Annotated in this window: 10 protein-coding genes and 1 tRNA gene; 9 read left to right on the top strand and 2 right to left on the bottom strand. The window is 52.8% G+C overall.

The window, feature by feature from the left end:
• Nucleotides 1-101: 101 nt before the first annotated feature.
• Nucleotides 102-177 (top strand) — tRNA-Trp (locus tag QVF11_RS17130).
• Nucleotides 178-269: 92 nt separating this feature from the next.
• On the opposite strand, the gene hdfR is transcribed toward QVF11_RS17130, so the two are convergent.
• Nucleotides 270-1091, bottom strand: a complete 822-nt coding sequence (gene hdfR, locus QVF11_RS17125) for an HTH-type transcriptional regulator HdfR (RefSeq protein WP_287858382.1) — start codon at nt 1089-1091, stop codon at nt 270-272.
• Between the two features lie 118 nt (nt 1092-1209).
• On the opposite strand from hdfR, the gene QVF11_RS17120 reads away from it, so the two are divergent.
• Entirely contained in the window at nt 1210-1548 is a 339-nt protein-coding gene (locus QVF11_RS17120; RefSeq protein ID WP_110276913.1) for a MaoP family protein, read from the top strand.
• Nucleotides 1549-1572: 24 nt separating this feature from the next.
• Here the strand turns inward: QVF11_RS17120 and QVF11_RS17115 are convergent, their stop codons facing one another.
• Nucleotides 1573-3093 (bottom strand): YifB family Mg chelatase-like AAA ATPase, encoded by a 1521-nt coding sequence (locus QVF11_RS17115; RefSeq protein ID WP_287858381.1) that lies wholly within the window; start codon nt 3091-3093, stop codon nt 1573-1575.
• 351 nt (nt 3094-3444) lie between these two features.
• Here QVF11_RS17115 and ilvL point away from each other — a divergent pair, with 351 nt between their 5' ends.
• The 7 genes from ilvL (at nt 3445) to QVF11_RS17080 (ending at nt 10808) form a co-directional block, all read left to right on the top strand.
• Nucleotides 3445-3543: an ilv operon leader peptide gene (ilvL, locus tag QVF11_RS17110; protein WP_001311244.1), complete on the top strand. Its 99-nt coding sequence runs from the start codon at nt 3445-3447 to the stop codon at nt 3541-3543.
• A gap of 139 nt (nt 3544-3682) precedes the next feature.
• Nucleotides 3683-5329, top strand: a complete 1647-nt coding sequence (gene ilvG, locus QVF11_RS17105) for an acetolactate synthase 2 catalytic subunit (RefSeq protein ID WP_287858373.1) — start codon at nt 3683-3685, stop codon at nt 5327-5329.
• Nucleotides 5326-5583 (top strand): acetolactate synthase 2 small subunit, encoded by a 258-nt coding sequence (gene ilvM, locus QVF11_RS17100; RefSeq protein ID WP_110276910.1) that lies wholly within the window; start codon nt 5326-5328, stop codon nt 5581-5583. Before ilvG ends, ilvM begins: the two co-directional genes overlap by 4 nt.
• Before the next feature lie 17 nt (nt 5584-5600).
• Nucleotides 5601-6530 (top strand): branched-chain amino acid transaminase, encoded by a 930-nt coding sequence (locus QVF11_RS17095; protein WP_110276909.1) that lies wholly within the window; start codon nt 5601-5603, stop codon nt 6528-6530.
• A 61-nt stretch (nt 6531-6591) separates the two neighbouring features.
• Nucleotides 6592-8442, top strand: a complete 1851-nt coding sequence (ilvD, locus tag QVF11_RS17090) for a dihydroxy-acid dehydratase (RefSeq protein ID WP_112216108.1) — start codon at nt 6592-6594, stop codon at nt 8440-8442.
• 2 nt (nt 8443-8444) lie between these two features.
• A complete protein-coding gene (gene ilvA, locus QVF11_RS17085) occupies nt 8445-9989 on the top strand; it encodes a threonine ammonia-lyase, biosynthetic (RefSeq protein WP_287858385.1) in 1545 nt (514 codons plus the stop codon).
• A gap of 117 nt (nt 9990-10106) precedes the next feature.
• A complete protein-coding gene (locus tag QVF11_RS17080) occupies nt 10107-10808 on the top strand; it encodes a DUF2461 domain-containing protein (protein WP_112216109.1) in 702 nt (233 codons plus the stop codon).

Raw genomic sequence — 10808 nt, 5'->3', positions numbered from 1 at the left:
TGCCTGTCACGCAGGGGGTCGCGGGTTCGAGTCCCGTCCGTTCCGCCACTTATTAGAAAATTAAGCCTGCTAATCTAGCAGGCTTAATGATAAGAAAATTTAGGGGCGTAGCTCAGTTGGTAGAGCACCGGTCTCCAAAACCGGGTGTCGCGAGTTCGAGTCTCTCCGCCCCTGCCATATAATAATCCTTTGCTTAGGCAAAGGATTTTTTTTGTCTTTAATTTTCCTCGTTATTATTCCTCATATCCCCCATCCATGGAGGATTGATCTTATCCTAAAATACTGCTTTTCAGGATCTCGCGAATCTGCGTCTGCTTATCGCTGTTTTGTAGCCAAATTGCATACAGAGGGCGTGAAAGCGTCACGCTATCCTTAACCGCATACAAGCCGCTTTTGTCCTGTGCCCAACGTACTGGCAGCCATGTGCATCCCTTAAGCGCACTGAGCTGTTGGTAGGCTAATTCTGCAGAACTGGTCGTTAGCAGAGGTATATCGTCATTACCGATCAATCCTACTTCATTTTGTTGAAAATCAGGTCCCCATTCCAGGCGTAGATAATTCAATTCATTTTTGTTTTTAGTCGGCGATGTGCAATAAAGCGCGAGTGTAAAGTTGCCAAGTAACTGGCTGCTTAGTTCATCCATCTTCGGCGATTCTGTCGTGATCAGCAGATCAAGCTGACGCTCGTGCAGCTGTTTGACCAGCGATTGCCTCTGTGCAATCCGCGCCTCAAACTGCAGGTTATAGGGCTCAGTGTAGAGCTTCCCTAGCCATTCATTGAGTAGGCACTCCCAAAGAGAAGCACTGGCACCTATCGAAAATTCATTGTGCCGGGAAGAATTTGCGACCTCCTTACGCGCGGCCTGCCAGGTATTCATCAGGGTTTCAGCATAGGGCAGCAGTTTTTCTCCAGCTGGAGTCAGGCGGATGTTGTTACGATGACGGGTGAAAAGATTCACGCCCAGCTGGTTCTCCAACTGACGAATACGAAAGCTAACTGCCGACTGTGTCAGATAAAGCGCCTCCGCAGCCCGACCAAAGTGACGAGTTCTGCTCACCTCAAGGAAAGTCTTGAGCAATTCCGTATCCACACTCTTCTCCACAAAATTATTTGTCGTGATGATTTAAATGTTTTGTTTGACGCTCTGTCAAGCGTAACTAATACTCCGCGCCATAAATAGCTCGGCCAAAGAATCAGGAGCGTGTAGGATGGCGGAAAGCTTTACGACAACTAATCGTTTTTTCGACAATAAAAATTATCCGCGCGGGTTTTCCCGTCATGGAGATTTCACCATCAAAGAGGCGCAACTGCTGGAACGTCATGGTTATGCCTTTAATGAACTCGAATTGGGTAAACGCGAGCCCGTTACCGAAGATGAAAAACAGTTTGTTTCGGTATGTCGCGGCGAACGTGAGCCAGCAACTGAGATAGAACGCGTCTGGATTAAGTATATGGCGCGTATTAAGCGTCCAAAACGTTTTCATACTCTGTCCGGCGGGAAACCGCAGGTGGAAGGTACGGAAGATTACACAGAAAGCGATGATTAAGAAAAAAGGGCGTAAGCCCTTTTTTTATGCCATTAGCTTTTGTAGATGGATCAACATCCGGTCTATAGCTCGATAGCCGAGGGCTTCCTGCAAATGATAGCGTTTGATGTGTTCCACCTGCTCAAGATCGGCAATGGTTCGGGCAACTTTGAGTAGGCGCTGCCAGGCTCGTATCGAGAGTCCAAGTTGCGACAAGGTCTGCTCCAGCCACATAGCATCGTCTTTATGTAGCTGACACCAGACTTTCATTTCGTTATTCCCCAGGTGCGCATTAAGTTTCTTCTGTCGGGATAACTGCCTTTCGCGTGCCGCCAAAACCCGCAGCCGTACGCTGGCGCTGTCCTCTTCTTCGCTTACACCCTGACTTAATACCCCCGGTGGCGGGAGTGGGATTTCCAGAGAGAGATCAAAGCGGTCAAGAAAGGGGCCGGATAAACGCCCCAGGTAACGCAGAATCTGTTCTGGAGATGTACGATTATGCTGGCCTTGATAATGCCCTGTCGGGCTAGGGTTCATTGCGGCGATGAGTTGGAAACGCGCTGGATAATCGATTTTTGCGCGGGTACGAGAAATATGAATTATCCCTGACTCAATCGGCTCTCGCAATGCATCCAGTACCCTACGTTCAAACTCGGGTAGCTCATCAAGGAACAGAATCCCATTATGGGCAAGGGAAATCTCCCCTGGCGCGGGGATTGACCCTCCGCCCACCATGGCGGCAAGAGATGCGCTGTGATGTGGGGCGCGGAACGGCCTACGACGCCACTGTTTCGTTGCATGGCTGGAATTGACCAGACTGAGTATCGCTGCGCTTTCCAGCGCCTCCTGGTTACTCAGCGGTGGTAGCAGACCCGGTAGACGACTGGCGAGCATAGTTTTACCAGTGCCTGGCGGGCCTATCATCAGCAAGTTATGGCCACCTGCAGCGATGACTTCCAGCGCACGCTTCCCTTGCTGTTGACCAATGACATCACGAAGGTCCGCTAATGCCTCATTCGAACATTCTCCTTCCTGGATAGGAAAATTCAGAGGGTTTATTCCTTCGAGAAAAGCACAGACCTCCTGTAGATGTCCGGAAATAAGGCAGTCGCTACCGCCGATTAAGCCAACTTCCGTAGCATTCTCGTCAGAGACAATTATTTTTCGACCCGCCTTTATTGCTTCCATCGCGCTGGATATAGCCCCAGGAACGCCACGTAGGGCGCCTGTAAGCGCCAATTCACCGACAAACTCATATTGATTCAACTTGGTAGCATTTAACTGCTCTGATGCCACCAGAAGCGCGAGAGCGATAGGTAAATCGTATCGCCCCCCTTCTTTTGGCAAATCGGCTGGCGCCAGATTGATGGTGATTTTCTTTGCAGGCCAGGTGTAGCCGCTGTTAATAATTGCACTACGCACTCGGTCACGGGCTTCTCTAACCGTTGTTTCGGGAAGTCCCACCATCGTCAGGCCAGGGAGTCCGTTGCTGATATGCACTTCAATCGTGATAAGCGGAGCACCGATCCCGAGAGCAGCGCGTGTGTAAACTATGGCAAGTGACATAAAACCTCCTGGTAGCTGGAATTATGTCGGGGATTTTTTGCTGAGTAATCCAGCAATATTGAATTTTAGATGCCTCATTCCAGTCGATTCACTGCCAGTTGTTACGTTTCAGGCATTTTTGGAAACTGACTCGCAGGAGGCAGCCGTGGGTCAGCGGTATGAGAAAGTGCTGTGGTATGCTCCACAAATTGAAATATTTTCATTTCATATTTTTCTTATTAAAAACAATTATCTTCTCAGAAATGGTTAGCAGGGTAATAAACTCAGCCATAAAAAAATCTTGTGTTTAATGTGATGTCTGTGGTACCTCTTTAGGTATTCCTTCGAACATGAAGCCAGAAAGAACATAAAATGACAGCCCTTCTACGAGTGATTAGCCTGGTCGTGATTAGCGTGGTGGTGATTATTATCCCACCGTGCGGGGCTGCACTTGGACGAGGAAAGGCTTAGAAAACAAGCCTTAACGAACTAAGACCCCCGCACCGAAAGGTCCGGGGGTTTTTTTATAACTTAAAAACAGAAGTGAGGAGCAGATGATGATGAGTAGCATAATGTTCTGTTTCTCTCGATCTATGACGGGGAAGTAACTATGAATGGAGCACGGTGGGTTGTACATGCTTTGCGAGCGCAGGGAGTCGACACGGTATTTGGCTATCCAGGTGGCGCAATTATGCCGGTTTACGATGCGTTGTATGACGGCGGCGTGGAACACTTACTGTGCCGACATGAACAAGGGGCTGCGATGGCGGCCATCGGCTATGCTCGTGCTACCGGAAAAACTGGGGTGTGTATCGCCACCTCTGGTCCCGGCGCCACAAACTTGATAACCGGCCTTGCAGACGCACTGCTCGATTCTGTTCCTATTGTTGCAATCACCGGACAGGTTTCTGCTCCGTTCATTGGTACGGACGCATTTCAGGAAGTGGATGTTCTTGGCTTATCACTGGCTTGCACTAAACACAGTTTCCTGGTGCAGTCGCTGGAAGAACTGCCGCGGGTAATCGCTGAAGCTTTCTATGTAGCAAACTCAGGGCGTCCAGGTCCGGTATTGGTCGATATTCCAAAAGATATCCAATTGGCTCAGGGTGACCTTGACCCACATTTCTCCATGGTAGCCGATGATGTTGACTTCCCATATGCGGATATTGAATACGCTTTGCAGATGCTGGCTCAGTCCCAGAAACCTATGTTATACGTTGGCGGCGGCGTGGGTATGGCGCTGGCGGTGCCCGCGTTACGTGAATTTCTAGCCGTGACGCAAATGCCAGCGACCAGTACCCTGAAAGGTTTGGGTGTTGTGGACGCCGACTATCCGTACTATTTGGGTATGCTGGGAATGCACGGTACTAAAGCGGCTAACCTGGCGGTACAGGAGTGCGATCTGCTGATCGCTGTGGGCGCGCGCTTTGACGATCGTGTAACCGGTAAGCTGAATACCTTTGCGCCGAATGCCAAAGTTATCCATATGGATATCGACCCGGCTGAATTGAACAAGCTTCGTCAGGTGCATATTGGCCTGACGGGCGATCTGAATGCGATGCTGCCAGCACTGCAGCAACCGCTGTCTATCGATGCCTGGCGTCAACGTAATGCTGATTTGCGTGCTGAGCATGCCTGGCGCTACGACCATCCTGGTGATGCTATCTACGCTCCTTTGTTGTTAAAGCAGCTTTCCGATCGCAAGCCAGCGAATTGCGTAGTCACCACCGATGTGGGTCAGCATCAGATGTGGTCAGCGCAGCATATGTCCTACACGCGCCCTGAAAACTTCATTACCTCCAGCGGGTTGGGTACGATGGGCTTCGGCTTACCTGCTGCGGTTGGTGCGCAGGTGGCTCGTCCGGATGATACGATTATCTGCATCTCCGGTGACGGCTCTTTCATGATGAACGTACAGGAGCTGGGCACCGTAAAACGTAAACAGTTACCGCTGAAGATTGTGCTGCTGGACAACCAGCGTTTGGGGATGGTTCGCCAATGGCAGCAGCTGTTTTTCCAGGAACGTTATAGCGAAACCACTCTGACTGATAACCCCGATTTCCTTACTCTGGCCAGCGCCTTCGGCATCCCTGGTCAACACATCACCCGTAAAGACCAGGTTGAAGCGGCACTCGACACCATGCTTTCGAGCCAGGGGCCTTACCTGCTTCATGTCTCAATCGACGAACTTGAGAACGTCTGGCCGTTGGTGCCACCCGGTGCCAGTAACGCAGAAATGCTGGAGAAATTATCATGATGCAACATCAAGTCGCTTTACAGGCTCGCTCTAACCCAGAAACTTTAGAACGTGTGCTGCGCGTAGTGCGCCATCGCGGATTCCAGATTTGCGCCATGAATATGGAAACGGCTGCCGACGCCCGGAATATTAATATCGAGTTGACCGTTGCCAGCCAGCGGCCAGTCGAATTACTGTTTAGTCAATTAAGCAAACTGATCGACGTTGCCTGCGTCGAGATCCAGCAACCTACATCACAACAAATTCGCGCCTGAGCGCAAAAGGAAAAGAAATGACGACGAAAAAAGCGGACTACATCTGGTTTAACGGTGAGATGGTACGTTGGGAAGAGGCGAAGGTACACGTCATGTCTCACGCGCTGCATTACGGTACTTCCGTATTCGAAGGTATCCGCTGCTACGATTCTCACAAAGGTCCGGTTGTCTTCCGTCACCGTGAGCACATGCAGCGTCTGCGTGACTCCGCCAAAATTTATCGTTTCCCGGTTTCTCAGAGCGTTGATGAACTGATGGAAGCCTGCCGTGAAGTACTGCGTAAAAACAACCTGACCAGCGCCTATATCCGTCCACTGGTATTTGTTGGCGACGTCGGCATGGGGGTTAACCCGCCAGACGGCTACACCACTGACGTGATCATCGCGGCGTTCCCGTGGGGTGCCTATCTGGGTGCCGAAGCGTTAGATCAGGGGATCGATGCGATGGTTTCTTCCTGGAATCGTGCTGCGCCGAATACCATTCCAACCGCGGCTAAAGCAGGCGGTAACTACCTCTCTTCTCTGCTGGTCGGTAGCGAAGCGCGCCGTCATGGTTATCAGGAAGGTATTGCACTCGACGTTAACGGCTATATCTCTGAAGGTGCGGGTGAAAACCTGTTTGAAGTGAAAGATGGCGTGTTGTTTACTCCGCCGTTCACCTCTTCCGCTCTGCCGGGCATCACTCGCGACGCTATCATCAAGCTGGCGAAAGATCTGGGTCTGGAAGTGCGTGAGCAGGTATTGTCCCGCGAGTCTCTGTATCTGGCAGACGAAGTCTTTATGTCTGGTACTGCTGCAGAAATTACGCCGGTACGTAGCGTCGATGGTATTCAGGTCGGCGAAGGCCGCTGCGGCCCGATCACCAAACGTATTCAGCAAGCATTCTTTGGCCTCTTCACCGGTGAAACCGAGGATAAATGGGGCTGGTTGGATCAGGTTAATAACTAAGTATAAAAAGATGGGGCGGCACGCAACGCCCCATTTAACAGACACTGGGAGTAACTAAAGCATGCCTAAGTACCGTTCCGCCACAACCACTCACGGCCGCAATATGGCAGGTGCCCGCGCGCTGTGGCGCGCCACTGGAATGACCGACGCTGATTTCGGCAAGCCGATTATCGCCGTCGTTAACTCCTTCACCCAGTTCGTGCCGGGTCACGTTCACCTGCGCGATCTCGGTAAGCTGGTTGCGGAGCAAATTGAAGCCTCTGGCGGCGTCGCCAAAGAATTTAACACCATCGCTGTGGATGATGGGATCGCCATGGGCCACGGGGGTATGCTTTATTCACTACCATCCCGCGAGCTTATCGCCGACTCGGTGGAGTACATGGTTAACGCACACTGCGCCGACGCGATGGTCTGTATCTCCAACTGCGATAAAATCACCCCAGGGATGCTAATGGCGTCTCTGCGCCTGAATATTCCAGTGATTTTTGTTTCCGGCGGCCCGATGGAAGCCGGGAAAACCAAACTTTCCGATCAGATCATTAAACTCGATCTGGTTGATGCGATGATTCAGGGCGCTGATCCGAAAGTCTCTGACGATCAGAGCAATCAGGTTGAACGCTCCGCCTGCCCGACCTGCGGCTCTTGCTCGGGGATGTTCACGGCCAACTCCATGAACTGCCTGACCGAAGCGCTGGGCCTGTCGCAGCCGGGCAACGGTTCGCTGTTGGCGACCCACGCCGATCGTAAGCAGTTGTTCCTGAATGCGGGTTCACGCATCGTTGAGCTGACCAAGCGTTACTACGAGCAGGATGACGACTCCGCGCTGCCGCGCAATATTGCCTGCAAATCAGCGTTCGAAAACGCCATGACGCTGGATATCGCCATGGGCGGTTCCACCAATACCGTACTGCACCTGCTGGCGGCGGCGCAGGAAGCGGAAATTGACTTCACCATGAGTGATATCGATAAGCTTTCCCGCAAAGTACCGCAGCTGTGTAAGGTCGCGCCAAGTACGCAGAAATATCATATGGAAGATGTTCACCGCGCAGGCGGCGTGTTGGGTATTTTAGGCGAGCTGGATCGCGCCGGGCTGTTGAACCGCGACGTGAAAAACGTGCTTGGTTTAACCCTGCCGCAGACGCTGGAGCAGTACGACATCACCGTCACGCAGGACGAAGCGGTGAAAAAGATGTTCCGCGCTGGCCCTGCGGGTATCCGCACGACTCAGGCCTTCTCTCAGGATTGTCGCTGGGATTCGCTGGATGACGATCGCGCTGAAGGCTGCATCCGTTCGCTGGAGCACGCTTACAGCAAGGACGGCGGCCTGGCAGTTCTGTACGGTAACTTCGCGGAAAATGGCTGTATCGTTAAAACCGCCGGCGTGGACGACAGCATCCTGAAATTTACCGGTCCAGCTAAAGTGTATGAGAGCCAGGACGACGCGGTCGAAGCGATTCTTGGCGGTAAAGTGGTGGCTGGCGACGTGGTGGTGATTCGCTATGAAGGGCCGAAAGGCGGGCCAGGCATGCAGGAAATGCTCTATCCGACGACCTTCCTGAAATCAATGGGGCTGGGCAAAGCCTGCGCACTTATCACCGACGGTCGTTTCTCCGGCGGTACCTCCGGCCTCTCTATTGGCCACGTTTCACCGGAAGCGGCCAGTGGCGGCAATATCGCCATTATTGAAGATGGCGACATGATTGCTATCGACATCCCGAATCGTGGCATTCAGCTGCAACTGAGCGATGCTGAGATTGCAGCACGCCGTGAAGCGCAGGAAGCCCGCGGCGATAAAGCCTGGACACCGAAAGCTCGCGAGCGTCAGGTTTCCTTCGCTCTTCGCGCCTATGCCAGCCTGGCAACCAGTGCTGACAAAGGCGCAGTGCGTGATAAATCAAAACTTGGGGGTTAATGATGGCCGAGTCACAACCCCTATCCGCCGCCCCTGAGGGGGCGGAATATCTCAGAGCGGTGCTACGCGCACCGGTCTATGAAGCGGTGCAGGTTACGCCGCTGCAAAAAATGGACAAGCTGTCGTCGCGCCTCGATAACGTGATTCTGGTGAAGCGCGAAGACCGTCAGCCGGTACATAGCTTCAAGTTGCGTGGCGCTTACGCGATGATGGCGGGGCTGACTGAAGAGCAAAAATCTCATGGCGTAATTACCGCTTCGGCGGGCAACCATGCTCAGGGCGTCGCTTTCTCAGCTTCTCGTCTGGGGGTGAAGGCGCTGATCGTCATGCCAACCGCAACCGCGGATATCAAAGTCGATGCCGTTCGCGGTTTCGGCGGAGAAGTGCTGTTGCACGGTGCTAACTTCGATGAAGCGAAAGCCAAAGCTATTGAGCTGTCGCAGCAGCAGGGGTTCACCTGGGTACCGCCGTTCGATCATCCGATGGTGATCGCCGGGCAGGGGACGTTGGCGCTGGAGCTGCTACAGCAAGATGCCCATATTGACCGCGTGTTTGTGCCGGTCGGCGGCGGCGGTCTGGCTGCTGGCGTGGCGGTGCTGATTAAACAGCTGATGCCGCAGATCAAAGTCATTGCGGTTGAGGCTGAGGATTCCGCCTGCCTGAAAGCCGCGCTGGATGCTGGCCATCCGGTGGATTTACCCCGCGTCGGTTTATTTGCCGAAGGCGTGGCGGTTAAGCGCATCGGTGATGAAACCTTCCGTCTGTGCCAGGAGTATCTGGATGATATCGTCACCGTTGACAGCGATGCTATCTGTGCGGCGATGAAAGATCTGTTTGAAGACGTGCGTGCGGTGGCTGAGCCTTCCGGCGCGCTGGCGCTGGCGGGCATGAAAAAATACATCGCTCAGCTCAATATTCGCGGCGAACGCCTGGCGCACGTGCTTTCCGGTGCGAACGTTAACTTCCACGGTCTGCGCTATGTTTCCGAACGCTGCGAGCTGGGTGAACAACGTGAAGCGCTGCTGGCAGTAACTATTCCGGAAGAGAAGGGCAGTTTCCTCAAGTTCTGCCAGCTGCTGGGGGGGCGTTCGGTCACCGAGTTCAACTACCGCTTCGCCGATGCAAAAAACGCCTGCATATTTGTCGGTGTGCGTCTGAGCCGCGGTCTGGAAGAACGTAAAGAAATCCTCAATCTGCTGCACGAGGGTGGCTATAGTGTGGTGGATCTCTCCGACGATGAAATGGCCAAGCTTCACGTGCGCTACATGGTCGGCGGACGTCCATCGCAGCCATTGCAGGAGCGTTTGTTCAGCTTCGAGTTTCCGGAATCGCCCGGTGCTTTGCTGAAGTTCCTGCATACGCTGGGTACCCACTGGAATATTTCTCTGTTCCACTATCGCAGCCATGGTACCGATTATGGTCGCGTGCTGGCGGCATTCGAACTGGGCGATCACGAGCCTGATTTCGAAACCCGTCTGCATGAGCTGGGCTACGACTGTCATGATGAAAGTAATAATCCGGCATTCCGATTTTTTCTCGCGGGTTAATGATTATGATGACCGGAAGAGAGGGTGATCTCTTCCGGTCATCTACCAGTATCGTATAGACAGTGGATCTGCAGGTGCGATAATGCATTAACAACCTCCTCGAAAAAGGGCAAGCAGATGGCGGGACGCTTTCAGGGCTTTGCACAAGAAGGGCTTAATTTTCTGCAGCAGGTATGTATCGAGAACGATAAAACCTGGTTTGAAGAGCACCGTTTTATTTATGATCGCAGCATACTCACGCCGTTTCGCGCGCTGGTGGATGATTTAGCACCCGCGATGTTGGAGATCGACCCACAGCTGGAGACCCGCTCCGCTATCGGCAAAACCTTATCGCGCATTCATCGCGATACCCGTTTTTCGCACGACAAATCCCTTTATCGCAGCCGGATGTGGCTGACCTTTAAGCGTTCAGCTAAAAACTGGACGGATGCCCCGGCATATTTCTTTGAAATCAGTCCGGATACGTTGCGTTACGGGTTGGGCTACTACAGCGCCAGTAAACCGACGATGGATCTGTTTCGCCACACGTTGAAACGGCGTCCGGAGCAGTTTCTGGAAGTTGCTAGCTGCTGTCGGGCACCGTTTGAACTGGTGGGGGAGAGCTATAAGCGGCCGTTGGTCAAAGACCTCGAACCGACTATTTCAGACTGGTATCACCGTAAATCTTTCGCGGCGATGGCGACGGATAACGACGTGGAAAAACTCTTCCACGCCGATCTGGTCACGCTGCTGGCGGATGGATTCCGCCAACTGGAGCCGCTGTATCAATGGTTAATGACGGTAGAAACGATGAAGCAAATTGACTCGGCTGATCTATAG

Source organism: Klebsiella sp., assembly GCF_027492335.1.
Lineage (GTDB): Bacteria > Pseudomonadota > Gammaproteobacteria > Enterobacterales > Enterobacteriaceae > Klebsiella > Klebsiella huaxiensis.
This window is presented reverse-complemented; position numbering and strand designations above follow the sequence as displayed.